Annotated in this window: 25 protein-coding genes; 4 read left to right on the top strand and 21 right to left on the bottom strand. The window is 60.3% G+C overall.

Going from position 1 to position 24,156, the window contains the following annotated elements:
• The first annotated feature begins 3 nt into the window (after window positions 1–3).
• From xseA to leuA, 3 genes are all read left to right on the top strand, one after another.
• Window positions 4–1,383 (top strand): exodeoxyribonuclease VII large subunit, encoded by a 1,380-nt coding sequence (gene xseA, locus HX821_RS09775; protein ID WP_177035674.1) that lies wholly within the window; start codon window positions 4–6, stop codon window positions 1,381–1,383.
• 3 nt (window positions 1,384–1,386) lie between these two features.
• Entirely contained in the window at window positions 1,387–2,208 is an 822-nt protein-coding gene (locus tag HX821_RS09770) for a peptidoglycan DD-metalloendopeptidase family protein (RefSeq protein WP_008438272.1), read from the top strand.
• Between the two features lie 320 nt (window positions 2,209–2,528).
• Window positions 2,529–4,208: a 2-isopropylmalate synthase gene (gene leuA, locus HX821_RS09765; protein ID WP_003209657.1), complete on the top strand. Its 1,680-nt coding sequence runs from the start codon at window positions 2,529–2,531 to the stop codon at window positions 4,206–4,208.
• Window positions 4,209–4,370: 162 nt separating this feature from the next.
• On the opposite strand, the gene HX821_RS09760 is transcribed toward leuA, so the two are convergent.
• The 21 genes from HX821_RS09760 to trmJ all read right to left on the bottom strand — a co-directional run bounded on the left by HX821_RS09760 (window position 4,371) and on the right by trmJ (window position 23,192).
• Window positions 4,371–5,162 (bottom strand): amidohydrolase, encoded by a 792-nt coding sequence (locus HX821_RS09760; RefSeq protein WP_177035673.1) that lies wholly within the window; start codon window positions 5,160–5,162, stop codon window positions 4,371–4,373.
• Entirely contained in the window at window positions 5,150–6,298 is a 1,149-nt protein-coding gene (locus HX821_RS09755; protein WP_003209660.1) for a pyridoxal phosphate-dependent aminotransferase, read from the bottom strand. Before HX821_RS09755 ends, HX821_RS09760 begins: the two co-directional genes overlap by 13 nt.
• A 109-nt stretch (window positions 6,299–6,407) precedes the next feature.
• Window positions 6,408–7,877, bottom strand: a complete 1,470-nt coding sequence (gene der, locus HX821_RS09750) for a ribosome biogenesis GTPase Der (protein ID WP_003209661.1) — start codon at window positions 7,875–7,877, stop codon at window positions 6,408–6,410.
• Window positions 7,878–8,016: 139 nt separating this feature from the next.
• The gene (gene bamB / locus HX821_RS09745; protein WP_003209662.1) at window positions 8,017–9,168 is read right to left on the bottom strand and encodes an outer membrane protein assembly factor BamB; all 1,152 of its coding nucleotides are present in this window, start codon (window positions 9,166–9,168) and stop codon (window positions 8,017–8,019) included.
• The gene (locus HX821_RS09740) at window positions 9,161–9,802 is read right to left on the bottom strand and encodes a tetratricopeptide repeat protein (RefSeq protein WP_003209663.1); all 642 of its coding nucleotides are present in this window, start codon (window positions 9,800–9,802) and stop codon (window positions 9,161–9,163) included. Before HX821_RS09740 ends, bamB begins: the two co-directional genes overlap by 8 nt.
• A gap of 40 nt (window positions 9,803–9,842) precedes the next feature.
• A complete protein-coding gene (gene hisS / locus HX821_RS09735; protein WP_177035672.1) occupies window positions 9,843–11,132 on the bottom strand; it encodes a histidine--tRNA ligase in 1,290 nt (429 codons plus the stop codon).
• 23 nt (window positions 11,133–11,155) lie between these two features.
• Window positions 11,156–12,265 carry a flavodoxin-dependent (E)-4-hydroxy-3-methylbut-2-enyl-diphosphate synthase gene (ispG, locus tag HX821_RS09730; protein WP_003209666.1) on the bottom strand — a complete coding sequence of 370 codons (1,110 nt, stop codon included), beginning with the start codon at window positions 12,263–12,265 and terminating at the stop codon, window positions 11,156–11,158.
• Between the two features lie 4 nt (window positions 12,266–12,269).
• Window positions 12,270–13,262 (bottom strand): RodZ family helix-turn-helix domain-containing protein, encoded by a 993-nt coding sequence (locus HX821_RS09725; RefSeq protein WP_177035671.1) that lies wholly within the window; start codon window positions 13,260–13,262, stop codon window positions 12,270–12,272.
• A complete protein-coding gene (gene pilW, locus HX821_RS09720) occupies window positions 13,262–14,020 on the bottom strand; it encodes a type IV pilus biogenesis/stability protein PilW (RefSeq protein WP_008438284.1) in 759 nt (252 codons plus the stop codon). Before pilW ends, HX821_RS09725 begins: the two co-directional genes overlap by 1 nt.
• Before the next feature lie 12 nt (window positions 14,021–14,032).
• Entirely contained in the window at window positions 14,033–15,181 is a 1,149-nt protein-coding gene (gene rlmN, locus HX821_RS09715; protein WP_003209670.1) for a 23S rRNA (adenine(2503)-C(2))-methyltransferase RlmN, read from the bottom strand.
• A gap of 30 nt (window positions 15,182–15,211) precedes the next feature.
• Window positions 15,212–15,637: a nucleoside-diphosphate kinase gene (gene ndk, locus HX821_RS09710; RefSeq protein ID WP_003175956.1), complete on the bottom strand. Its 426-nt coding sequence runs from the start codon at window positions 15,635–15,637 to the stop codon at window positions 15,212–15,214.
• A 92-nt stretch (window positions 15,638–15,729) separates the two neighbouring features.
• On the bottom strand, window positions 15,730–15,930 hold the full coding sequence (gene iscX, locus HX821_RS09705) for a Fe-S cluster assembly protein IscX (RefSeq protein WP_003209673.1): 201 nt from the start codon (window positions 15,928–15,930) through the stop codon (window positions 15,730–15,732).
• A 14-nt stretch (window positions 15,931–15,944) separates the two neighbouring features.
• Entirely contained in the window at window positions 15,945–16,286 is a 342-nt protein-coding gene (gene fdx / locus HX821_RS09700; RefSeq protein ID WP_003209674.1) for an ISC system 2Fe-2S type ferredoxin, read from the bottom strand.
• A 3-nt stretch (window positions 16,287–16,289) separates the two neighbouring features.
• Window positions 16,290–18,152 carry a Fe-S protein assembly chaperone HscA gene (hscA, locus tag HX821_RS09695; protein ID WP_087695132.1) on the bottom strand — a complete coding sequence of 621 codons (1,863 nt, stop codon included), beginning with the start codon at window positions 18,150–18,152 and terminating at the stop codon, window positions 16,290–16,292.
• 51 nt (window positions 18,153–18,203) lie between these two features.
• Window positions 18,204–18,725: a co-chaperone HscB gene (gene hscB, locus HX821_RS09690; protein ID WP_008438289.1), complete on the bottom strand. Its 522-nt coding sequence runs from the start codon at window positions 18,723–18,725 to the stop codon at window positions 18,204–18,206.
• An 8-nt stretch (window positions 18,726–18,733) separates the two neighbouring features.
• A complete protein-coding gene (gene iscA / locus HX821_RS09685; RefSeq protein WP_003209680.1) occupies window positions 18,734–19,057 on the bottom strand; it encodes an iron-sulfur cluster assembly protein IscA in 324 nt (107 codons plus the stop codon).
• Window positions 19,058–19,085: 28 nt separating this feature from the next.
• Window positions 19,086–19,472: a Fe-S cluster assembly scaffold IscU gene (gene iscU, locus HX821_RS09680; protein ID WP_003209682.1), complete on the bottom strand. Its 387-nt coding sequence runs from the start codon at window positions 19,470–19,472 to the stop codon at window positions 19,086–19,088.
• Between the two features lie 102 nt (window positions 19,473–19,574).
• Window positions 19,575–20,789 (bottom strand): IscS subfamily cysteine desulfurase, encoded by a 1,215-nt coding sequence (locus HX821_RS09675; RefSeq protein WP_008438290.1) that lies wholly within the window; start codon window positions 20,787–20,789, stop codon window positions 19,575–19,577.
• 50 nt (window positions 20,790–20,839) lie between these two features.
• Window positions 20,840–21,331 carry a Fe-S cluster assembly transcriptional regulator IscR gene (gene iscR, locus HX821_RS09670; RefSeq protein ID WP_003210305.1) on the bottom strand — a complete coding sequence of 164 codons (492 nt, stop codon included), beginning with the start codon at window positions 21,329–21,331 and terminating at the stop codon, window positions 20,840–20,842.
• A 302-nt stretch (window positions 21,332–21,633) separates the two neighbouring features.
• Window positions 21,634–22,419, bottom strand: a complete 786-nt coding sequence (gene cysE, locus HX821_RS09665) for a serine O-acetyltransferase (RefSeq protein ID WP_008438291.1) — start codon at window positions 22,417–22,419, stop codon at window positions 21,634–21,636.
• Between the two features lie 2 nt (window positions 22,420–22,421).
• A complete protein-coding gene (gene trmJ / locus HX821_RS09660) occupies window positions 22,422–23,192 on the bottom strand; it encodes a tRNA (cytosine(32)/uridine(32)-2'-O)-methyltransferase TrmJ (protein WP_003210307.1) in 771 nt (256 codons plus the stop codon).
• Window positions 23,193–23,337: 145 nt separating this feature from the next.
• Here trmJ and suhB point away from each other — a divergent pair, with 145 nt between their 5' ends.
• Complete coding sequence (gene suhB / locus HX821_RS09655; RefSeq protein ID WP_003175971.1) at window positions 23,338–24,153, top strand: inositol-phosphate phosphatase; 816 nt, start codon at window positions 23,338–23,340, stop codon at window positions 24,151–24,153.
• Window positions 24,154–24,156 lie beyond the last annotated feature (3 nt).

The raw sequence follows: 24,156 nt of genomic DNA, 5'->3' as shown, positions 1-24,156 counted from the left end.
CCCATGATTAAAGATCCCTTTGCCCGTCTGGGCCTGGACCGCGAAGTCCTGACTGTCAGCCAGCTCAACGGCCGCGCGCGGGTGTTGCTGGAAGACGTGTTCACCAATATCTGGGTCGAAGGCGAGATCTCCAACCTCGCCCGCCCGGCCTCCGGCCACGTGTATTTCACCCTCAAGGACAGTGGCGCCCAGGTGCGTTGTGCGCTGTTCCGGCAGAACGCCGCACGGGTGCGCCAGGCGTTGAAAGACGGCCTGGCGGTGAAGGTGCGGGGCAAGGTCTCGCTGTTTGAGGGCCGTGGCGACTATCAGCTGATTCTCGACACGGTGGAGCCGGCCGGTGACGGCGCACTGCGCCTGGCCTTCGACGCGCTGAAGGAAAAACTCAGCGCCGAAGGCCTGTTCAGTGCCGAGCGCAAGGTGCCGCTGCCCGCCCACCCACGGCGCATCGGGATTATCAGCTCGCCCACCGGCGCGGTGATTCGCGACATCGTCAGCGTGTTCCGCCGCCGGGCACCCAACGTGGAACTGACGTTGATCCCGACAGCCGTACAAGGTCGTGAAGCCGTGGCGCAAATCGTCCGCGCACTGAAGCTGGCCGATGCACGCGGCTTCGACGCGCTGATCCTGGCCCGTGGCGGCGGGTCGCTGGAAGACCTCTGGTGCTTCAACGAAGAAGCCGTGGCGCGTGCGGTGGATGCCTGCGTAACGCCCATCGTCAGCGCCGTTGGCCATGAGACCGATGTGTCGATCAGCGACTTTGTCGCCGACGTACGCGCCCCAACGCCTTCCGCCGCTGCCGAGCTGTTGGCGCCGGACTCCAGCCACCTGACTCGCCAGGTAGAGAACCTGCACCGCCGCCTGGTGATGCTGATGCGCAACCGCCTGACCCACGACCGCCTGCGCCTGGAAGGTATGGCTCGTCGCCTGCGTCACCCGGGCGAGCGCCTGCGCCAACAGGCCCAGCGCCTGGATGACCTGGACATGCGCCTGCGGCGTGCCTTCGAGCGCAGCCTCAACACCCGTCGCGAGCGTTTGATCCGCCTGGAAACCCGCCTCGCCGGCCAACACCCCGGCCGCCAACTGGCGCTGTTGCGCCAACGCCTGGACAGCCTTGCCGAACGCTTGCCCCGTGCCATGCGCGAAGGCCTCAAGGCCCGTCGCCTGCAACTGCAAAGCCAGGTGCAGACGCTGCACGTGGTCAGCCCGCTGGCGACGCTTGGACGCGGCTACAGCATCTTGCTCGACGAACGCGGCCAGGCGATTCGCAACGCCGCGCAAACCCACACCGGCCAGCGCCTGACCGCGCGCCTCGGTGAAGGCCAATTGCAGGTACGGGTGGAAGACAACCACCTGACGCCCGTCACCCTCTCGTTACTGGATTGATTGATGCCACGCTTTTTAAGTTTGTTGATGCTGCTGTGCCTGACCTTTAACGCCCATGCCGACAGCTACATCACCCGCCTGCTGAACAAGCCGGTGCCCGGTGGCGTGGCGGTGGTCGACCTCGGCACTTCGGCCACGGCGCCCAAAGCCACCTACATGAACCGCCCAGTGCTGGTGGTGAAGGAGCAAAACAACTGGCTGGCGATTGTGGGCATCCCGCTGACGGTCAAGCCCGGCACCCAACGCATTACCAGCGGCAGCCAGAACCTGCCGTTTGTCGTGGGCTTCAAGAAATACCCCGAGCAGCACATCACCCTGAAGAACAAGAGCCAGGTGAACCCGGACCCGGCGCAACTCAAGCGCATCGAAGGCGAGCTGGCGGTCCAGCTCAAGGCGTATCGCAGTTTCAGCCCGAACACGCCGAGCAACCTGCTGCTGGACAAGCCGGTGAACGGGCCGCTGTCGAGCAAGTTCGGCGTACGACGTTTCTTCAATGGCGAGGAGCGGAATCCGCATTCCGGCCTGGACTTTGCCGTGGGCGCCGGCACGCCGATCAAGACCCCGGCAGCGGGCAAGGTGATCCTGACCGGCAACTACTTCTTCAACGGCAACACCGTGTTTGTCGACCATGGCCAGGGCTTTATCAGCATGTTCTGCCATATGTCGAAGATTGATGTGAGCGTGGGCCAGCAACTGGCTCGTGGTGCGGTGGTGGGCAAGGTCGGTTCCACTGGCAGGGCGACCGGGCCGCATATGCATTGGAACATCAGCCTGAACGACGCACGGGTGGATCCGGCGATCTTTATCGGCGCGTTTCAGCCCTGATGCTCAATTGCGCACCCGGCAAAGGGTGCGCAAACAAAACAACCCCGCGCACAATTCTCAACCATAAAATCTCGTTTTCCTCAGCAATAGCAGAACTTCTCTCAATTTTTTCCGACTGCTTGCCATCTTTCACCCCGGCGGTTAGGGTTGGACCTATGAAAACCTCTCACACCCTCATTCAGCTCCGCCAGCACCGCAGCCTGTGCCTAGTCAGCGCACGACTGCCAGGCTGAATCGATCTGCCTCGTCTTCTGCTTCATCCCCAATAACAGTTTTACGGCAGGCCGCCTTTTCTCGGCCCCTAGACAAAGGATTTCCCGATGAGCATGCTCAAAGACCCGTCTTCGAAGTACCGCGCGTTCCCGACCATTGATATCCCGGACCGCACCTGGCCTTCGAAAACCATCACCACCGCGCCGATCTGGTGCAGTTCCGACCTGCGCGACGGCAACCAGTCGCTGATCGAACCGATGGACGCGGTGAAAAAGCTGCGTTTCTGGAAGACCCTGGTGGCCGTCGGTGTGAAGGAAATCGAAGCCTCCTTCCCGGCTGCGTCGCAAACCGATTTCGACTTCGTGCGCACCCTGATCGAAGACAATCACATCCCCGAGGACACCACCATCCAGGTGCTGACCCAGGGCCGTGAAGACTTGATCGCACGCACCTTCGAATCCCTGCGCGGGGCGAAGAAAGCCATCGTTCACTTGTACAACGCCACCTCGCCGTCGTTCCGCCGCATCGTGTTCAACCAGGACAAGGATGGCATCAAGGCGATCGCGGTCAACGCGGCCAAGCTGTTCGTCAAATACGCCGCCCAGCAGCCGGAAACCCAGTGGACCTTCGAATACTCGCCAGAGACGTTCAGCGCCACTGAGCTTGAGTTCGCCAAGGAAGTCTGTGACGCGGTGATCGAGGTCTGGAACCCGACGCCTGAGCACAAGGTGATCCTCAACCTGCCAGCCACCGTCGAGTGCGCCACCCCGAACATCTATGCCGACCAGATCGAGTGGTTCGGTCGTCATATCAACCGTCGCGACAGCGTGATCATCAGCCTGCACACCCACAACGACCGTGGCACCGGCGTAGCCGCCACCGAGTTGGGCCTGATGGCCGGCGCCGACCGTGTCGAAGGCTGCCTGTTCGGCAACGGCGAGCGTACCGGTAACGTCGACCTGGTCACCGTGGCCTTGAACATGTACACCCAGGGCCTCGACCCTCAGCTGGACTTCTCCGACATCGACGGTATTCGCAAAGTCGTCGAAGAGTGCAACCAGATCCCGGTGCACCCGCGTCACCCGTACGTCGGCGACCTGGTTCACACCGCCTTCTCCGGCTCCCACCAGGACGCGATCCGCAAGGGCTTCACCCAGCAGAAAGACGACGCCTTGTGGGAAGTGCCGTACTTGCCGATCGACCCGGCCGACATCGGCCGCAGCTACGAGGCGGTGATCCGCGTCAACAGCCAGTCGGGCAAAGGCGGCATCGCCTACCTGCTGGAGCAGGAATACGGCATCAGCTTGCCGCGCCGCATGCAGATCGAGTTCAGCCAGGTGGTACAGGCCGAAACCGACCGCGTGGGCCTGGAGATGACCGCCGCGCAGATCTACAGCTTGTTGCAGCGTGAATACCTGCAAGCCAACATTCCTTACGCGCTGGTCAGCCATCGCTTGCAGGAAGAGAACGGCAACAGCTCGGTGGAAGTTGAAGTCTCCGGCAAGGGCCAGGGCGAAACCAACCTGCGCTGGCACGGCAAAGGCAACGGCGCCCTGGAAGCGCTGGTGGCCGGGCTGCCGATTGGTGTGGAGATCATGGATTACAACGAACATGCGATTGGCGCCGGCACCAATGCCAAGGCGGCGGCCTACATCGAGCTGCGAGTGAACGGTGAGCGTCCGGTGCATGGCGTGGGCATTGATGAAAACATCACCACGGCGAGCTTCAAGGCGGTGTTCAGCGCGCTGAACCGCTCGTTGAGCCAGCTGGAAGCGAAAGCGGCATAAACACTGACCGCTGAAATGCAAAAGGCCCCGGGATGAGAATCCAGGGGCCTTTTTTATGATCGTTCCCACGCTCCGCGTGGGAATGCAGCTCGGACGCTCCGCGTCCCGAAGCGTGACGCGGAGCGTCACAAGAGGCGTGCCCACGCAGAGCGTGGGAACGATTTATACGAACTCGAAGCTGTCCGCATCCAGGTTCGCCGGGAAGCGCGTGCGGTACTCCGCCAATTCCGCTGCGTCCAGGCACACCTGGAACACCCCGTCCGCCTCCCCTGCGCTCAGCAGGCTTTCGCCCTGGAAGTCCAGGACCTGGCTGTCGCCGGTGTAGGCAAAGCCCTTGCCGTCGGTGCCCACCCGATTCACCGCCGCCACGTAGCACAGGTTTTCAATGGCCCGTGCCGGCAGCAGACGGTTCCAGTGCTGGCGACGTGCGCCCGGCCAGTTGGCGGTGTACAGCAGCAAGTCAGTGTCCTGGGCGTCACGACTCCACACCGGGAATCGCAGGTCGTAGCAGATCAACGGACGAATCCGCCACCCCTTGAGTTCGAACTGCACCTGGCGCTCGCCGGGGGTGTAGTGGTCGTGTTCACCGGCCATACGGAACAGGTGACGCTTGTCGTAGTGCAACACCTCACCATCCGGTCGCGCCCACAGCAGGCGGTTGCGGTGGCTGCCATCGGCGGCCTGGATGATCACGCTGCCGGTGATCACCGCGTTGTACTTCTTCGCCTGGGCCTGCAGCCATTGATGGGTGGGGCCGTTTTCAGGCTCGGCGAGGGTTTCCGATTCCATCGAGAAACCGGTGGTGAACATCTCCGGTAGCACGATCAGGTCGGCACCCTTGGCCTGTTCCAGCAACAGTTCAAAATGCTCCAGGTTGGCCTGGCGGTCGTGCCAGGCCAGGGTGGTTTGCACCAGGGCGATGTTCAGGTTGGGCAGTGCACTCAGATCACGCATAGTTTCTCGGCTGCTTGACGCAGCGTCTCCTCGCGTTTGGCAAAGCACAGTCGCACCAGGCGCTGGCCTTGCGGTGGGTTCCGGTAGAACACCGAGACCGGGATGGTCGCAACGCCGTGTTCGCGGGTCATCCACAGCGACATGGCGACGTCATCCAGGTCCGGGCGAATCTGTGAGTAATCCACCAATTGAAAGTAGGTACCGGCCACCCGGGTAAAGCTGAAACGCGACGGTTCCAGCAGGTCGCAGAACAGGTCGCGCTTGGCTTGATAAAAAGCCGGCAGCTCCTCGACGTGTTCCGGGTGTTCGGCCATGAAGTCTGCCAAAGCGTACTGCAACGGGGTCACGCCGCAAAAGTTGACATATTGATGCACCTTGCGCAGCTCGGCGCTGAGGGCTGGCGGCGCGACCACGTAGCCGGTTTTCCAGCCGGTGACGTGGTAGGTCTTGCCGAACGAACTGACCACAAACGCACGCTGATACAGCTCTTCGTGGGCCAACACGCTGACATGGGGCACTCCGTCGAATACCAGATGCTCGTAGACCTCGTCGCTGACCAGGTAGATGTCGCGGTCGCGGATCAACTCGGCCAACTGGTCCAGCTCGGCACGGCTGATCAGGGCACCGGTGGGGTTATGCGGGCTGTTGAGGATGATCATGCGGGTGCGCGGCGACAGCGCAGCGCGCAGTTGCTCGAAGTCCAGGGCGAAATCATCCAGGCCCAGTTGCACGTGTACGCAGCGACCGCCTGCCAGTTCCACAGAAGGCTCGTAGCTGTCGTAGGCCGGATCGAACACGATGACTTCATCACCGCTGCGGATCACCGCCTGGATCGCACAGAAGATCGCTTCAGTGGCGCCTGGGGTGATGGTCACTTCGCTGTCGGCATTCACCGTTGCGCCATAGCTGCGGGCGATCTTGGCCGCCACTTGCTGGCGCAGTACCGGCAGGCCGGTCATGGGGGCGTATTGGTTATGGCCCAGGGCAATGTGTCTGCCCACTCCATCGAGCAACTCCTGGGGCCCGTTAAAGTCGGGAAAGCCCTGGGACAGGTTGAGCGCACCGGTTTCGGCAGCGAGTTGCGACATGGTGGTGAAGATGGTGGTGCCGACATTCGGCAGCTTGCTGGTGATCATCGGTGCGCCCCTTGCGGTGAGCCCCAAGTTTTAAGCTGCATGCCGCGAAGGGTCAACCGCCAGGCACAAAAAAAGGGCTCCGAAAGAGCCCTTTTTCAACCGATCAGGATCAGCGCTTGTCGCGGCGCTTTTTGTCGGCCTTCTTGTGGTGCGTCATCATCCGGCGCTTTTTGTTGACCTGGCGGTCGGTGAGGCTGTTCTTGTTACCTTCGTACGGGTTCTCGCCACCCTTGAACTCGATACGGATCGGCGTACCGACCAGTTTCAAGACGCGGCGGTAGGTATTTTCCAGGTAACGCACGTAGGACTTCGGCACCTTCTCCAGCTGGTTACCGTGAATCACGATAATCGGCGGGTTGGCACCACCCAAGTGAGCGTAGCGCAGCTTGATCCGACGGTTGTTGACCATCGGCGGCGCGTGCTCGCTGACCGCATCTTCAAGAATCTGGGTCAGGCGGTTGGTCGGCCAGCGGGTAACCGCGGACTTGAACGAGTTCTGCACCGAGGCGTAGAGGTTACCCACGCCGGTACCGTGCAGTGCCGATATAAAGTGGATATCGGCAAACTCGACGAAGAACAGGCGACGCTGCAGCTCGACCTTGACGTAGTCGCGCTCGCTCGGCGTCATGCCGTCCCACTTGTTGATCGCAATCACCAGGGCGCGACCGGCTTCCAGGGCAAAGCCCAGCAAGTTCAGGTCGTGGTCTACCACGCCTTCGCGGGCGTCCATGACGAAGATCACTACGTTGGCGTCTTTGATCGCCTGCAGGGTTTTCACCACGGAGAACTTTTCAACTTCTTCGTGGATCTTGCCGCGCTTGCGCACACCGGCAGTGTCGATCAGCGTGTACTTCTCGTCGTTACGCTCGAACGGGATGTAGATGCTGTCGCGAGTGGTGCCCGGCTCGTCATAGACGATTACCCGGTCTTCACCGAGCATGCGGTTGACCAGGGTCGACTTGCCGACGTTCGGACGGCCGATGATCGCGATCTTGATACCGTCTTTTTCGCTTGGGCCAGGAATGCGCTTGGCTTCCTCGCCTTCGGCAACGATTTCTTCTTCGCCTTCGACTTCATCCACGTCATCACGCGGGAAGTCGCGCAGGGCGATTTCCAGCATCTGGGTGATGCCGCGACCGTGGGCACCGGCGATCGGGATCGCATCGCCCAGGCCCATCGGGCTGAACTCGGCGCGGGCCATTTCAGGATCGATATTGTCGATCTTGTTGGCCACCACGTAGGAACGCTTGTTGCGCTTGCGCAGGTGCTCGCCAATCATCTGGTCTGCAGCGGTGTAGCCCGCGCGGGCGTCCACCAGGAACAACACGACATCAGCTTCTTCAATGGCCAGCAGCGACTGCTCGGCCATCTTTTCGTCCATGCCATGCTCGTCACCGGAGATACCACCGGTGTCGACAATAATGTAGGAGCGCCCTTGCCACTTTGCCTCACCGTATTGGCGATCACGGGTCAGACCGGACAAGTCGCCGACGATGGCGTCGCGAGTCCTGGTCAGGCGGTTGAACAAGGTGGACTTGCCGACGTTCGGTCGGCCCACCAGGGCGATTACGGGAACCATGCGGCTCTCCACTTCGTTATTTCAGAAAATACAAAAGCCGCTGCAAGGCAGCGGCTGGTGCTCGGGGCAGCGCTCGAAAGCGCCGCATGCCCTGCCGAAGCAGGGCCGCCTGGGAATTACCCCAAGCATAGTCAAACCATTACTTGATGGTCAGCGCTTCCAGTTTGCCGCTGTTGCCATACACGTAAAGCATGTTACCTACCACCAGCGGACGGGCACGCAGGCCGTCGCTGTCGATACGTTCGCGACCCACGAAGCGACCGTCCACCTGGCTCAGCAGGTGCAGGTAACCTTCAAAGTCGCCTACCGCCACGTAGCTGGAGAACACTTCCGGTGCCGACAACTGACGGCGGGCCAGGGAGTCGTTGCTCCACAATGCAGTGGTGGAACGCTCGTCGACACTTTCAACGGTGCCGGACGCCAGGCTTACGTAGACGCTGCCAAACCCTTGGGCGACACCGGCGTAGCTGGAAGCATCACGCTGCCAGTTGATCCGGCCGCTCTGCACGTCCAGCGCCGCAACACGGCCCTGATAAGTAGCGACGTAAAGGGTATCACCCGACAGCAGCAAGCCACCGTCGATGTCCACTACGCGGTCCAGTTCCGAACGACCTTGAGGAATCGCGACCCGGGTTTCCCAGGCCGGGACGCCGTTCTGGGTGTCCAGGGCGACCACTTTACCGGTCGACAGGCCTGCCAGTGCCAGGTTGCTGGTCACAACCGGACCGCTGGTACCGCGCAAGGTCAGGACCGCCGGCGTACTGTCATACAACCAGCGCTGGTTACCGGTGGCGGCGTCAAGGCCGATCACACGGTCATCCTGGGTCTGCACGACAACCACGTCACCGTTGGTAGCCGGTGGCGAGAGCACTTCACTGGTCACGCGAGCGCGCCATTTCTCTTCACCGGTGCTCGAATCCAGTGCCACGACGTCGCCTTTCAGCGTACCGAGCATCACCAGGCCAGAACCCACGCCAACGGCGCCGGACACAGGCAGTTCGAGGTCTTTCTTCCACTTGACGTCGCCGTTCATGCGATCCATGGAGACCACAACACCGGTGGAATCAGCGGCGTAGATAGTGTCACCGTCGATCGCCGGGACCATCAGGTTGTACAGATCGCCCTGACCGTCACCAATGGAGCGGCTCCACTGCTTTTGCAGGACCACTTCTTCCTTGAAGCTGGTCAGCTCGGCCGGAGGCAGTTCTTTTTTGCTGTTGCTGCTGCAACCCGCGGCCAAAACGGCCAGAGCCAGCAATGCTGCATGTTTCCAACGGATCACGTCACGCATCCCCTTTGGCCAAGTCGTCGAGCTTGATTTGTAAGCCACCGACCGCCGCTTCATCAGACAGCGCCGCCTTGGCTTTTTGGTACGCAGCATTGGCTTCGTCGGTACGACCCAATTGGACCAGAAGGTCGCCCTTGAGCTCTTCACGAGTGGCCAGGAATGCCTTGTCAGCATCGCCGTCGAGCAGTTTCAGTGCTTCGTCGGCCTTGTTCTGTGCCGCCAGTACCTGAGCCAGACGCTGACGTGCGATTTCACCCAGTGTCGGGTTGGCCGGCTTGTCGGTGATGGCTTTCAGCTCGGAGGCTGCGTCATCCAGCTTGCCGTTGTCGACCGCAACTTTTGCGACGAACAGGCTGCCGTATTGCGCGTAGGTGCTACCGCCGAATTCGCTCTTCAGCTTGCCGGCCAGGTCTGCAACCTGGGCCAGGTCAGGCTTGCCGTTTGGCGTCAGCGTGGTTTCCAGCAGTTGCTGATAGATAATCGAGGCGCCTTGCGACTGGTTAGCCTGATACTTGTGCCAGGCTTGCCAGCCGAACACCACTACTAAAGCCAGCAAGCCGCCAGTGACCAGGGGCTTACCGTTGCGCTGCCACCAGTCTTTGAACTCGGCCAGCTGGTCATCATCAGTACTCGACACCCCAATACTCCTTAATCGCTAAATCGGCTGTTTGACAGCTTCAACCCTGCACGATGCAGGTGGCCAGGTGCGCTGCAAGCGCATCAAAGGCAATGCTTTGTTGTTCACCCTGACCACGCAGGGGTTTGAAACTTACCACTTGCTGGGCCAACTCATCATCACCCAGGATCAGTGCATACAACGCACCGCTCTTGTCGGCTTTCTTGAACTGGCTTTTGAAGCTGCCGGCGCCGGCATTGACTTGCAGGCGCAGGTTCGGCAGTTGGTCGCGCAGTTTCTCGCTCAGGGCCAGGGCAGCCAGTTCGGCCGCCTCGCCAAAGGCACAGAAGTACACGTCCACCTGACGGGAGATTTCTTCGGGAACCTGCTCCAGGGTTTCCAGCAGCAGGATCAGCCGCTCGATGCCCATGGCAAAACCTACGCCGGTGGTCGGCTTGCCGCCCATCTGCTCGACCAGGCCGTCGTAACGACCACCGGCACACACCGTGCCCTGGGCGCCGAGCTTGTCGGTGACCCACTCGAACACGGTCTTGCTGTAGTAATCGAGGCCACGCACCAGTTTCGGGTTGATGACGTAAGGAATACCGGCTGCATCCAGGCGAGCCTTGAGGCCCTCGAAGTGGATACGGGACTCGTCGTCCAGGTAGTCGGCCATTTTCGGCGCGTCCACCAGTACGGCCTGGGTCTCGCCGTTCTTGGTGTCCAGTACCCGCAGCGGGTTGGTTTTCAGGCGGCGCTGGCTGTCTTCGTCCAGCTTGTCCAGGTGGGCCGACAGGAATTCCACCAGGGCTTCGCGGTAGCGGCCCCGGGATTCGCTGGTGCCCAGGCTGTTGAGTTCAAGCTTGACCGCATCGCGGATGCCCAGCATGCCCCACAGGCGCCAGGTCAGCACGATCAGCTCGGCGTCGATGTCCGGACCGTCGAGGTTGAAGACTTCCAGGCCGATCTGGTGAAACTGGCGATAACGGCCTTTCTGCGGACGCTCGTGGCGGAACATCGGGCCGATGTACCAGAGCTTCTGCGGCTGGCCACCGCCGGTGAGGCCATGTTCGAGCACCGCACGCACACACGCGGCAGTACCTTCCGGACGCAGGGTCAGGGAGTCACCGTTGCGGTCTTCGAAGGTGTACATCTCTTTTTCGACGATGTCGGTCACTTCACCGATGGAGCGCTTGAACAGCTCGGTGAACTCGACGATCGGCATGCGGATCTGCTTGTAACCGTAGTTATCCAGCAGGCGCGCGACAGTGCCCTCGAAGTAGCGCCACAGGGGCGTCTGCTCAGGCAGGATGTCGTTCATGCCACGAATGGCTTGCAGAGACTTGCTCACATCAAATCCTTAAATTCGTTCGATCAGCCGCGCGCGATAACCGCTGCGTCAGCTTCGACCTTTTCGGCCGCTTTCTGGCGGATCAGCCGTTCCAGCTCATCCACCAGATTGTCATTCGTCAATTTCTGCGACGGCTTGCCGTCGATGTAAATCAGGTTTGGCGTACCACCGGTCAGGCCCACATGGGCCTCTTTGGCCTCACCCGGCCCGTTGACCACACAGCCGATCACCGCGACATCCAGCGGCACCAGCAGGTCTTCGAGGCGTACTTCCAGTTCGTTCATGGTTTTCACCACGTCGAAGTTCTGCCGCGAGCAGCTCGGGCAGGCAATGAAGTTGATGCCACGGGAACGCAAATGCAGGGATTTGAGAATGTCGTAACCGACTTTCACTTCCTCTACCGGGTCTGCCGCGAGGGAGATGCGAATAGTATCGCCAATCCCGTCGGCCAGCAGCATACCGAGACCCACCGCAGATTTCACTGTGCCTGAGCGTAAACCGCCGGCTTCAGTGATACCCAGGTGCAGCGGCTGGACGATTTCCTTGGCCAGCAGGCGGTACGCTTCTACCGCCATGAACACGTCGGAAGCCTTTACGCTGACCTTGAAGTCCTGGAAATTCAGGCGTTCAAGGTGTTCTACGTGGCGCAGCGCGGACTCGACCAGTGCGGCCGGCGTCGGCTCGCCGTACTTCTTTTGCAGGTCTTTTTCCAGGGAGCCGGCGTTGACGCCGATGCGGATTGGAATCCCGCGATCACGGGCGGCATCCACCACGGCGCGAACCCGGTCTTCACGGCCGATGTTGCCCGGGTTGATCCGCAGGCAATCGACGCCCAACTCGGCCACGCGCAACGCGATCTTGTAGTCGAAGTGAATATCGGCGACCAGCGGCACCTTGACCAGTTGCTTGATGCGGCCAAAGGCTTCGGCAGCGTCCATGTCCGGTACGGAAACCCGCACGATGTCGACGCCCGCCGCTTCCAGGCGGTTGATCTGGGCGACAGTGGCCGCCACATCATTGGTGTCGCTGTTGGTCATGCTCTGTACTGCGATGGGGGCATCGCCGCCCACCGGCACCGAGCCGACCCAGATCTTGCGCGATACGCGACGTTTGATTGGAGATTCGCCGTGCATGACTTTATTGTCCCAACTTGAGGCGAGCAGTCTCGCCACTGGTGAACGGCGCCACGTCCACAGGCTGGCCGTTGTAGGCCACTTGCGCGCCACGGGCAAAGCCCAGACGCAGCGTCAAAGGAGGCTTGCCGCCCTGGTCAAGTGTATCTCCCTTACGCTTCAGACCACTGAACAGCACCTTGCCGTTGCCATCGGAGACTTGCGTCCAGCAGTCAGCGACGTAGGTAATTTGTACTCGGCCATCACCGGCGATCAGTACCGGGGTGGTTGGCGCGGAAATCGCCGGGGCGACGGGAGCCGTTGTTGCCGGAGCCTGCGCCGGTACTGCTGGCGTTGCTGGCGTATGAGCTGGAGCAGCAGGCGTCACTGCAACCGCTGGAGCGGGTGCGACGGGTGCCACTGCGGCGGCAGTACCTGCTTCGGGCGCAGGCTGCTCGGCGCTTGGCTCTGCCTCAGGCGCCGCCTGACTCTGGGCCACGGCCTGGTCTTCCGGCTCATCCAACGGATGAATCTGGGTGGTGCCGTCGGCGCTTTCGACTTCGACGTGCTCCATGGCGTTGCTGGACAAGTCCTTGCCACGCTGGGCGGTCTGATCCTGCCACCATACAAAACCACCGCCGATCACGGCGATGAGCAGCAACAGGCTGACAATGCGCAAAATGGTGTGGGAAACCCGCACAGGCTCTTCAATGCGGCCAAGACCATGGACATTGCTGCCCTGGGAATCGGTACCGGTGATTTGGTCGAATTCCTGGACCAATGCAGCCTGGTCGATACCCAGCAACTTCGCGTAGGCGCGGATATAGCCGCGGGCAAAGGTATGCCCTGGCAGCTTGTCGAATGCGCCAGCTTCAAGGTTGCCCAATGAAGTCGTGGTCAAATTGAGCTTGAGGGCCACTTCTGCCAGCGACCAACCATTGCTTTCGCGGGCCTGACGCAAGGTCTCGCCTGGGTTTCCACGATTAGCTGCTACAACTTCCGGGTGCGCCGCTTTCATCATTGCTCCGACAGGTATTGCTGATATTCCGGCGTACCGGGATAGAGTCGTTCGAGTTGCTGGCCAAAACGTGCGGCCTTGTCGCGTTCTTCATGAACCGTCGCCAGGCGCACACCGAGCAATAGACTACGTGCATTTTGCCCGCTCAGCAGGCTAAAACGCTCGTAATAGTCACGTGCCGGCACATAATGCCTGTCTTCGAAGGACAACTCAGCCATTTCGAGCAAGGCCCGTGGCTGGCGCTGGTTCAGGTGCAGGGCTTTTTCCAGTTGCTGGCGTGCGGTGTCGCGCTGGCCGAGAAGCATTGAGGTCACCCCCAGGTTCTCGAAAACCCGCGAACGCTCAGGATAGAGGGTATCGGCCGCAGCCTGCTGGAAATATTCGGATGCCTGGGCATAACGTTTCTGCGCAAACAAAAAACTGCCGTAGTTATTCAGCAGTCTTGGGTCGCCAGGGCGTGTGGCCAGGGCCTTGTGGAAATATTGATCGGCCAATTCAGGCTCGGCCTGGGCCTGGAACACCAAAGCCAGCGCAGCATTGGCGTCAGCGTCGCTGCCATCCAGCTCAAGGGCCTTCTTCAGCGGCACCTTGGCCTGTTCGGTCATCCCTTGCTGCAAGTACCCCAAGCCCAGCTGCACATAGGCAGCGCGCGCTTCGTCACGGCCCTTGCCGGTTTGCAACGGGCTGTCATGGCCCGATGAAACACAGCCAGCCGCGAGGCTGGCAACAAGCAAAAGCAGCGCAAGGCGCAAGGGCATAGAGATCCTCTCTCAGGTTCGAGTCGCGGCGCTTTGCGGCATATCGTCGGCGGCACTCAATTCACGCACGGCGATATAACGTTCGCTGCGACGGGTGCGATCCAGCACCTGTCCTACCAATTGGCCACATGCCGCATCGATGTCTTCGCCGCGGGTGGTGCGCACGGTGACATTGAAGCCTGCATGGTGCAGTTGATCCTGGAAACGGCGGATGGCGTTGTTGCTCGGCCGCTCATAGCCAGAATGGGGAAACGGGTTAAACGGAATCAGGTTGATCTTGCACGGTACGTTCTTGAGCAACTCGATCATCTCGACCGCGTGCTCGACCTTGTCGTTGATGTCCTTGAGCATGGTGTACTCAATGGTCAACACACGCTTTTCGCCCAAGGTCGCCATGTAGCGCTGGCAAGATTCGAGCAGCATCTTAAGCGGATACTTCTTGTTGATCGGCACCAATTGGTTACGCAATGCGTCATTCGGTGCGTGCAGCGACAACGCCAGGGAGACGTCGATGTGCTTGGCCAGCTCATCGATCATCGGTACCACGCCGGAGGTCGACAGGGTCACGCGGCGCTTGGAGATACCGTAGCCCAGGTCGTCCATCATCAGGTGCATGGCCGCGACAACGTTGTCGAAGTTCAGCAGCGGCTCGCCCATGCCCATCATCACCACGTTGGTGATGGCACGGTCGGCGGTCGCCGGGATGCTGCCGAACGATTTATTGGCAATCCACACCTGGCCGATGACTTCGGCGGCGGTGAGGTTGCTGTTGAAACCTTGCTTGCCGGTGGAGCAGAAACTGCAGTCCAGGGCACAGCCTGCCTGGGACGAAACGCACAGAGTGCCGCGTTTGCCCTGGGGAATGTACACGGTCTCGACGCAGCTGCCGGACGCCACGCGCACCACCCACTTACGGGTGCCGTCGGTGGAAATGTCCTCGCTGACCACTTCGGGGCCGCGAACTTCGGCAATGGCCTTGAGCTTGTCGCGCAGGGCCTTGCTGACGTTCGTCATGGCGTCGAAATCATCGACGCCAAGATGGTGAATCCACTTCATTACCTGAGCGGCACGAAAACGCTTCTCCCCGATTGAGTCGAAGAATTTTTCCATTTCCTGTTGAGTCAGACCCAGCAGGTTGGTTTTTGCAGTCAATGTAGTCATGGATTCACCTTCGCTCTTTTAAGCCAATGCTTAGCGAGCGGTTACTTCAGTAGCAGCGAAAAAGTACGAGATTTCGCGGGCAGCAGCGGCTTCGGAGTCCGAACCGTGAACGGCGTTGGCGTCGATCGATTCAGCGAAGTCAGCACGGATGGTGCCGGCAGCAGCTTCTTTAGGGTTGGTAGCGCCCATCAGCTCACGGTTCAGAGCGATAGCGTTTTCGCCTTCCAGAACCTGAACAACAACAGGGCCGGAGATCATGAAGGCAACCAGGTCGCCGAAGAAACCACGAGCGCTGTGCTCAGCGTAGAAGCCTTCAGCTTCAGCCTTGGACAGTTGCTTGAGTTTCGAAGCTACAACCTTCAGGCCGGCTTTTTCGAAACGAGTGGTGATCTCGCCGATGACGTTTTTTGCAACAGCGTCAGGCTTGATGATGGAGAAAGTACGTTGAACAGCCATGGTGTAACTCCAGAAACGGTAATTTGCGAAAAATTAAACCCGCGAATTATACGCGGGTTCTTGGGTATTGCCTAACTGCGTAAAAAGGCGATTCAGTCTGCTTCTTCGATCCACAGGCCTTGTATCGCCTCAAGAACCTTTTCGCCACCCCGATCCGGGATGTCGTCAAATTCCGGCAGCTGCATCACCAGGTTGCGCAACTTGACGAAGTTCACCGACAGAGGATCGACATCCGGGTGAGCTTCAGCAAGTTGTATAGCGATTTCTTGTACATCAACCCATTTCAGGCTCATGACATTTCCTTGAATCAATGCGGCGCTTCGGCGGCATGGTTGAGCGAATACTTCGGAATCTCGACGGTGAGGTCTTCTGTTCCCACTTTTGCCTGACAGCTCAATCGCGACGTCGGCTCAAGGCCCCACGCCCTATCAAGATAGTCCTCTTCCAGCTCATCAGCCTCTTCCAGGCTATTGAAACCTTCGCGGATGATGCAATGGCACGTGGTACAGGCGTTAACGCCGCCGCAGGCGCTTTCGATCTCGATGTGGTTATCGTGAGCGACTTCGAGAATGGACTTGCCGGTCTCAGCCTCCACAACCATACCGTCCGGGCAATGCTCGGCGTGTGGCAGAAAAATGATCTGCGGCATCAGTTAATCCTCAAGTTCATTCAAGTTGCGGCCCGCCAGGGCGGCTTTTACCGTCTGGTCCATACGACGGGCGGCAAAGGCATCGGTCACTTGCGACAGGCGCTTGGTCTGTTGCTCGATGGCGTAACCATCGGTGCCTTTCATCAATTCAGCCAGTTCCTGCATTTGCAGGTCGATAACCATGCGCTCTTCGGCATCCAGCAGACGTTCGCCGTCAGCTTCCAGGGCGCCCTGCACGGCTTCAAGCAGGCGCTGGGCGTCGACTTGCTGCTCACGCAGCACGCGGGCGACCTTGTCGTCACCGGCGTACTGGAACGAATCCTTGAGCATCTTGGCGATTTCACCGTCGGTCAGGCCGTAGGACGGCTTGACCTGGATGCTGGCTTCAACGCCGGAGGCCAGTTCGCGAGCGGCAACGCTGAGCAAGCCGTCGGCGTCGACCTGGAAGGTCACGCGAATCTTCGCCGCACCAGCCACCATCGCCGGAATGCCGCGCAATTCGAAGCGCGCCAGGGAACGGCAGTCGCTGATCAGCTCACGCTCGCCCTGCAGCACATGAATCATCATGGCCGTCTGACCATCTTTGTACGTGGTGAAGTCCTGGGCGCGGGCAACGGGGATGGTGGTGTTGCGTGGAATCACCTTCTCCATCAGGCCGCCCATGGTTTCCAGCCCCAGGGACAACGGGATCACGTCAAGCAGAAGCAGTTCGCCACCATCACGCTTGTTACCGGCGAGGGTATCGGCCTGGATCGCGGCACCGATAGCCACCACTTGATCCGGGTCGATTTCAGTCAGCGGCTGACGGCCGAAGGCTTCAGCGACCGCCTCACGAACACGCGGCACGCGGGTCGAACCACCCACCATGACCACGGCGACCACGTCTTCCAGCTCGACACCGGAATCACGCACGGCGCGGCGGCAGGCTTTCAGGCTGCGGGCGACCATCGGTTCGATCAACGAATCGAACGCTTCGCGGGTCAGTTGAGCCGACCAGCTACCGTAGGAAACTTCAACCGACGCAGCGTCAGTCAGCGCTTCTTTGGCGGCACAGGCAGTTTGCAGCAAATTACGTTGCGCACCCGGGTCCAGGTCGGCAGACAAGCCGGCACTGGTGATGATCCAGCCAGCAATGGCGTGATCGAAGTCATCGCCACCCAGGGCGGTATCGCCACCGGTAGCCAGCACTTCGAAGACACCGCCGGTCAGGCGCAGGATCGAAATATCAAAGGTACCGCCGCCCAGGTCGTAAATAGCCACCAGGCCTTCGGCGTGCTGATCCAGGCCGTAAGCCACAGCGGCTGCGGTCGGCTCGTTGAGCAGGCGCAGCACGTTCAGGCCGGCAAGTTTCGCCGCATCCTTGGTGGCCTGGCGCTGAGCGTCATCGAAATATGCTGGAACAGTAATCACCGCACCTACCAGTTCGCCACCCAAGGTGGTCTCGGCGCGCTGGCGCAAGACCTTGAGGATATCGGCCGACACTTCCACCGGGCTTTTCGGGCCCTGGATCGTGTCGATGAACGGCATATGTGATTCGCCGCCGACAAAGCGGTAGGGAAGCTGGTCGCCCAGTTGCTTGACGTCGGACAAACCACGACCCATCAAGCGCTTGACCGACAGCACGGTATTCAAAGGATCGGTAGACGCCGCCAGCTTGGCCGACTCGCCCACTTCGGTGCGGTCAGCGTGATAACGCACGGCAGACGGCAGGATGACCTGGCCATCCGCGTCGGGCAGCGGCTCGGAAAGACCGCTGCGCAATGCAGCGACCAGCGAATTGGTAGTGCCCAAGTCAATCCCGACCGCCAGACGACGCTGGTGCGGTTGAGGACTTTGACCGGGTTCGGCGATCTGCAGTAGGGCCATGGTAATCAGGACTTATCTGTATATCAGGCGTGCAACCTGGGCGGCACTGGGTTAATCGTCGAGGCGCTCTTCTAACTGGCGCACTTCGTAGGTGAGCTTGTCGAGGAACTGCATGCGCCGCATCAGGCGTTCGGCCTGTTCACGTTGCGCTGCATCATCCCAACAGGCTGCGAAGCTTTCGTTGAGTTCATCCTGGGCCACTTTCAGACGGCGCTTGAACACTGCGACTCCGGCCAGATCAGCCTCGTCCTGCAGTTCTTCAAGCTCCTCGCGCCATTGCATCTGCTGCATCAGGAAATCAGGGTCCTGGACCGTGACTTCAAGCGGCAGCTCGCGACCGCCCATCGCGAGCAGGTAGCGCGCGCGTTTGGGAGGGTTCTTGAGCGTCTGATAGGCTTCGTTGAGGCTGGCTGATTGCTCCAGCGCCAGGCGTTGCTCACGCTCGGAAGCGTCAGCGAAGCGGTCCGGATGCACCCCACGCGCCAATTCACGGTAGCGCGTGGCAAGCTGTTCAAGGTCCAGTCGAAAACTCGGCTGCAGCTCGAACAAAGCGAAATGACAAGGAGTACCCACGATCAGCCTCAGATGTTGAAGCTTTCGCCGCAGCCACATTCACCGCGCACGTTGGGGTTGTTGAACTTGAAGCCTTCGTTCAACCCTTCCTTGACGAAATCGAGTTCGGTGCCGTCCAGGTAGGTCAGGCTTTTCGGGTCGATGATCACTTTTTCGCCGTGACTCTCGAACACCTGATCTTCCTCGACCACCTCGTCGACAAACTCCAGCACGTAGGCAAGGCCGGAACAGCCTGTGGTGCGAACACCCAGACGAATCCCCTCACCTTTACCGCGCCCATTCAGGGAGCGGCGAATGTGCTGCGCAGCCGCTTCTGTCATGCTGATAGCCATCGTGACTCCTTACTCGTCGCCAAATTGCTTAGATCAAGCCTTTCTTCTGCTTGTAGTCGCGAACGGCCGCCTTGATGGCGTCTTCTGCGAGTACCGAGCAGTGGATTTTCACTGGCGGCAAGGCCAGTTCTTCGGCCAGCTGGGTGTTGCTGATAGTCACAGCCTCATCCAGGGTCTTGCCTTTCATCCATTCGGTCGCCAGGGAGCTGGAGGCGATGGCCGAACCGCAACCGTAGGTCTTGAACTTGGCGTCTTCGATAACGCCAGCTTCGTTGACCTTGATCTGCAGGCGCATAACGTCGCCGCACGCCGGAGCGCCGACCATGCCGGTGCCGACATCAGGGTCTTCCGCGTTCATCTTGCCGACGTTGCGCGGGTTTTCGTAGTGGTCGATGACCTTTTCGCTGTAAGCCATGGTACTGAATCCTCACTCATCAGGGCCGCTCTGGAACCCTGCAAACACGCCTGCGTTTTCCGCCACGTCTTTACAGAGCCTTTTGGGTGGCGGCTTCTATATTTAGTGTGCCGCCCACTCGATCTTGGAAATGTCGACACCGTCCTTGTACATGTCCCACAGCGGGGACAAGGTACGCAGCTTGGTGACGGCCTCGCAGACTTTCTGCGCGGCGTAGTCGACTTCTTCTTCGGTGGTGAAACGGCCGAATGTAAAGCGGATCGAGCTGTGAGCCAGTTCGTCGTTGCGGCCCAGGGCGCGCAGGACGTAAGACGGCTCAAGGGAAGCCGAGGTGCAAGCCGAGCCGGACGAAACCGCCAGGTCCTTGAGCGCCATGATCAGCGACTCGCCTTCGACGTAGTTGAAGCTCAAATTCAGGTTGTGCGGTACACGGGCGGTCATGCTGCCGTTGATGTACAGCTCTTCAAGGTGCTCGACCTGCTTGTAGAAGCGATCGCTCAGGGCCTTGATGCGCACGTTTTCGGCAGCCATGTCTTCCTTGGCCACACGGAACGCTTCGCCGATGCCGACGATCTGGTGGGTCGCCAGGGTGCCCGAACGCATGCCGCGCTCGTGACCGCCGCCGTGCATGGTGGCTTCGATACGTACGCGAGGCTTGCGGCTGACGTAGAGCGCGCCAATGCCTTTAGGGCCGTAGGTCTTGTGGGCAGAGAACGACATCAGGTCGACTTTCAGTTTCGACAGGTCGATATCGACCTTGCCGGTGGACTGAGCAGCGTCGACGTGCAGCAACACGCCCTTGGAGCGGGTCAGCTCGCCGATGGCGGCGATGTCGTTGATGGTGCCGATTTCGTTGTTCACGTGGATCACGGAAACCAGGATGGTGTCTTCACGCATCGCGGCTTCGATCATCGCCGGGGTCACGATACCGTCGGTGGTTGGCTCGAGGTAGGTCACCTCAAAACCTTCACGCTCCAGTTGGCGCATGGTGTCGAGGACAGCCTTGTGCTCAATCTTGGTGGTGATCAGGTGTTTGCCTTTGGTCGCGTAGAAATGCGCCGCACCCTTGATTGCCAGGTTGTCGGACTCGGTGGCACCGGAGGTCCAGACGATTTCACGTGGGTCGGCATTCACCAGGTCAGCGACCTGGCGACGAGCGTTTTCCACTGCCTCTTCAGCTTTCCAGCCGAAAACGTGGGAACGGGACGCCGGGTTACCGAAGTTTCCGTCAACCAGCAGGCATTCGCTCATCTTTTGCGCGACACGCGGATCAACCGGGGTGGTCGCTGAGTAATCAAGGTAAATCGGCAATTTCATGGACTTTCTCCTAAATCAGGCTGGCTGGCGTGCCGTTAGCTCTTCGGCTGTCACTCGACGGCGGACGCTTCAATCTTGTCCAGACGCGGCGCCTTGGTGTTGCAACGGCGCTGGTCCTGACGCTGGGCTACTTCTTGCACCTCACGGCGAGTCACAAGATCAGCCAAGCTGATACCACTCAAAAACTCATGGATCTGCAGGCTCAGGTCACACCACAAGTGGTGCGTGAGGCAGGTGTCACCAGCGTGGCAATCACCCAACCCCTGGCATTTGGTGGCATCGACGGATTCGTTCACCGCGTCGATCACCTGGGCGACCTGGATGCCCTGCATGTCGCGGGACAGTTGATAGCCGCCGCCTGGACCACGAACGCTGGAAACCAGATTGCTGCGGCGCAACTTGGCGAACAACTGCTCGAGGTAGGACAGGGAAATGCCTTGGCGCTCGGAGATATCGGCCAGGGACACCGGCCCATTTTGCGCGTGCAAGGCCAGGTCAAGCATGGCGGTCACCGCGTATCGGCCTTTTGTAGTCAGTCTCATGGACAAGTACCAAGGTGTTTCAGAATGGGAGCAAGTATGCGATTCCCGAGTATTTAAGTCAACTATAAGACCTAGTACTTTAGTCAGGAATACCCGTAAAAAGGGCGCGCAAATCATAGCAGGGCGGGACGGGATGGACCAGCGGGAACAGGGCCAAGCGGGAATTCGGGGCTAATGAAGGTCAAAATGTGGGAGCGGGCTTGCTCGCGAATGCGGTGATTCAGTCAATATATTCGGTGACTGACGCGCAGCTTTCGCGAGCAAGCCCGCTCCCACATGGGTTTTGCAGTGATTGCGAGACTTCAGCCAGCCTTGGTGGCGGCACTTTCGTCCTTGATCTCGGCGAAGTCTTCCTTGCGCAGCTCAGGCAGATCCTTGGCGCAGTAGCTGCTGCCGAGGTCTTTCAGGGCACCGCACATACCGTCCAGCTTGCCGTCCACCGCTTGCAGGTGATCCAGCAACTGACCGATGGCACGCGCTACCGGGTCAGGCATGTCTTCGCTGACGCCATAGGCATCGAAGCCGATCTTCTCGGCCATGGCCTTGCGCTTGGCTTCCTGCTCATCACCCACTTCCGGCTTGACGATGATCCGCCCGGGAATGCCGACAACCGTTGCGCCAGGCGGTACAGCCTTGGTCACCACAGCATTGGAGCCGACCTTGGCGCCCGCACCGACGGTAAACGGACCGAGCACCTTCGCGCCCGCCCCGACTACAACGCCATCTTCCAGCGTAGGGTGGCGCTTGCCTTTGTTCCAGGTTGTGCCACCCAGGGTCACGCCCTGGTACAGGGTCACGTCATCACCAATCTCGGCGGTCTCGCCAATAACGATGCCCATGCCGTGGTCGATAAAGAAACGACGGCCGACCTTGGCGCCCGGATGAATCTCAATCCCGGTCAACCAACGGCCGAAGTTCGACACCAGCCGCGCCAGCCATTTCCAGCCCATGCCCCACAAGGCGCCGGACAGGCGATGGATCCAGATCGCGTGCATGCCCGGGTAGCAGGTCAGCACTTCAAAGGCGTTGCGCGCCGCCGGGTCACGGTGGAAAACACTCTGGATATCTTCTCGCAAACGCTCGAACATTTTTAATCCTTCCGCTTAAGAAGCTCGCCACGGGCCGCTTTCTGGGTTTCCGTGAGGATGCCACGCAATATATTCATTTCTGCCCGGCTGACCGAGCTGCGTCCGTATAGCCGGCGCAGACGCGCCATCAAGTGCCGCGGTTTTTCCGGATCGAGGAACTCGATGGCCACCAGGGTTTGCTCCAGGTGCTCATAGAATCGCTCCAGCTCGTCCATGGTGGCCAGTTCGCCACTCTTGGTCGATGCAACCTCATCCTTTTCAACCTTGCTTGGCTGGCCTTCAGCAGCCAGCCAGGCCATGCGCACTTCATAGCTCAACACCTGCACCGCTGCCCCGAGGTTCAGCGAACTGAACTCAGGGTCTGATGGAATGTGCACGTGATAATGACATCGCTGCAGCTCTTCATTGGTCAGGCCGGAGTCTTCACGGCCGAATACCAAGGCGATTTCAGCGCCGCCGGCGGCCTCTTCCACGACTTTGGTCCCGCATTCGCGAGGATCCAGCAGCGGCCAGGGGATGCGACGGTCGCGAGCGCTGGTGCCGAGCACGAGGTTGCAGCCGACCAGGGCGTCTTCCAGAGTGGCAACGACCTGGGCTTTTTCGAGGATGTCATTGGCGCCGGACGCGCGCGCATCGGCCTCGTGGTGCGGGAACACCCGCGGCTCCACCAGCACCAGGCGCGTCAGCCCCATGTTCTTCATGGCTCGCGCCACGCCGCCGATATTGCCGGGATGACTGGTATTGACGAGGACGACACGGATGTTTTGCAGCAAGGGAGGCGCTCTCGGACACGGGAAAGGGGAGCAAATCTTACAGAACAGCCTAAGGTTATGCCATGAAAGGTAACGTCGTCCTTCACCTGAAGAAAGTTTCTGCTAGAATGCTCGGCTTTCTTTAACAACCTTAGGTGACACATCCATGCAGCCCATGCTGAATATCGCGCTGCGCGCCGCCCGCAGCGCCAGTGAATTGATCTTCCGCTCCATCGAGCGCCTGGATACCATCAAGGTCGACGAAAAAGACGCCAAGGATTACGTATCCGAGGTGGATCGCGCCGCCGAGCAGAAAATCATCGACGCGCTGCGCAAGGCCTACCCTACCCACGGCATCCTCGGTGAAGAAACCGGTTTGCACAAAGGTAGCGGCGAAGGCGAAGACTACCTGTGGATCATCGACCCACTGGATGGCACCACCAACTTCCTGCGCGGTATCCCGCACTTTGCCGTGAGCATTGCCTGCAAATACCGTGGCCGCCTGGAACACGCCGTTGTGCTGGACCCGGTTCGCCAGGAAGAATTCACCGCCAGCCGTGGCCGTGGCGCCCAGTTGAACGGTCGCCGCCTGCGTGTCAGCGGTCGCACCAGCCTCGACGGCGCCCTGCTGGGTACCGGCTTCCCGTTCCGTGACGACCAGATGGACAACCTGGAAAACTACCTGGGCATGTTCCGCGCCCTGGTTGGCCAGACCGCCGGCATCCGTCGCGCCGGCGCAGCCAGCCTGGACCTGGCATATGTCGCTGCCGGCCGTTTTGATGCGTTCTGGGAGTCGGGCCTGTCCGAGTGGGACATGGCTGCAGGCGCACTGCTGATTCAAGAAGCGGGCGGCCTGGTGAGCGACTTCACCGGTGGTCACGACTTCCTGGAGAAGGGTCACGTGGTTGCCGGCAACACCAAATGCTTCAAGGCAGTCCTGACGGCGATCCAGCCGCATCTGCCGGCTTCGCTGAAGCGCTAAGCG

This window comes from Pseudomonas sp. B6001, assembly GCF_013386015.1.
Classification (GTDB): domain Bacteria; phylum Pseudomonadota; class Gammaproteobacteria; order Pseudomonadales; family Pseudomonadaceae; genus Aquipseudomonas.
The sequence above is the reverse complement of the archived record's forward strand: the minus strand, read 5'-3'. Positions and strand labels throughout refer to the sequence as shown.

Coding starts and splice junctions, on each gene's coding strand:
- xseA (WP_177035674.1), top strand. CDS start 4: ATGATTAAAGATCCCTTTGCCCGTCTGGGCCTGGACCGCGAAGTCCTG.
- HX821_RS09770 (WP_008438272.1), top strand. CDS start 1,387: ATGCCACGCTTTTTAAGTTTGTTGATGCTGCTGTGCCTGACCTTTAAC.
- leuA (WP_003209657.1), top strand. CDS start 2,529: ATGAGCATGCTCAAAGACCCGTCTTCGAAGTACCGCGCGTTCCCGACC.
- HX821_RS09760 (WP_177035673.1), bottom strand. CDS start 5,162: ATGCGTGATCTGAGTGCACTGCCCAACCTGAACATCGCCCTGGTGCAA.
- HX821_RS09755 (WP_003209660.1), bottom strand. CDS start 6,298: ATGATCACCAGCAAGCTGCCGAATGTCGGCACCACCATCTTCACCACC.
- der (WP_003209661.1), bottom strand. CDS start 7,877: ATGGTTCCCGTAATCGCCCTGGTGGGCCGACCGAACGTCGGCAAGTCC.
- bamB (WP_003209662.1), bottom strand. CDS start 9,168: ATGCGTGACGTGATCCGTTGGAAACATGCAGCATTGCTGGCTCTGGCC.
- ispG (WP_003209666.1), bottom strand. CDS start 12,265: ATGCACGGCGAATCTCCAATCAAACGTCGCGTATCGCGCAAGATCTGG.
- HX821_RS09725 (WP_177035671.1), bottom strand. CDS start 13,262: ATGAAAGCGGCGCACCCGGAAGTTGTAGCAGCTAATCGTGGAAACCCA.
- pilW (WP_008438284.1), bottom strand. CDS start 14,020: ATGCCCTTGCGCCTTGCGCTGCTTTTGCTTGTTGCCAGCCTCGCGGCT.
- rlmN (WP_003209670.1), bottom strand. CDS start 15,181: ATGACTACATTGACTGCAAAAACCAACCTGCTGGGTCTGACTCAACAG.
- ndk (WP_003175956.1), bottom strand. CDS start 15,637: ATGGCTGTTCAACGTACTTTCTCCATCATCAAGCCTGACGCTGTTGCA.
- iscX (WP_003209673.1), bottom strand. CDS start 15,930: ATGAGCCTGAAATGGGTTGATGTACAAGAAATCGCTATACAACTTGCT.
- fdx (WP_003209674.1), bottom strand. CDS start 16,286: ATGCCGCAGATCATTTTTCTGCCACACGCCGAGCATTGCCCGGACGGT.
- hscA (WP_087695132.1), bottom strand. CDS start 18,152: ATGGCCCTACTGCAGATCGCCGAACCCGGTCAAAGTCCTCAACCGCAC.
- iscA (WP_003209680.1), bottom strand. CDS start 19,057: ATGGCTATCAGCATGACAGAAGCGGCTGCGCAGCACATTCGCCGCTCC.
- iscU (WP_003209682.1), bottom strand. CDS start 19,472: ATGGCTTACAGCGAAAAGGTCATCGACCACTACGAAAACCCGCGCAAC.
- HX821_RS09675 (WP_008438290.1), bottom strand. CDS start 20,789: ATGAAATTGCCGATTTACCTTGATTACTCAGCGACCACCCCGGTTGAT.
- iscR (WP_003210305.1), bottom strand. CDS start 21,331: ATGAGACTGACTACAAAAGGCCGATACGCGGTGACCGCCATGCTTGAC.
- cysE (WP_008438291.1), bottom strand. CDS start 22,419: ATGTTCGAGCGTTTGCGAGAAGATATCCAGAGTGTTTTCCACCGTGAC.
- suhB (WP_003175971.1), top strand. CDS start 23,338: ATGCAGCCCATGCTGAATATCGCGCTGCGCGCCGCCCGCAGCGCCAGT.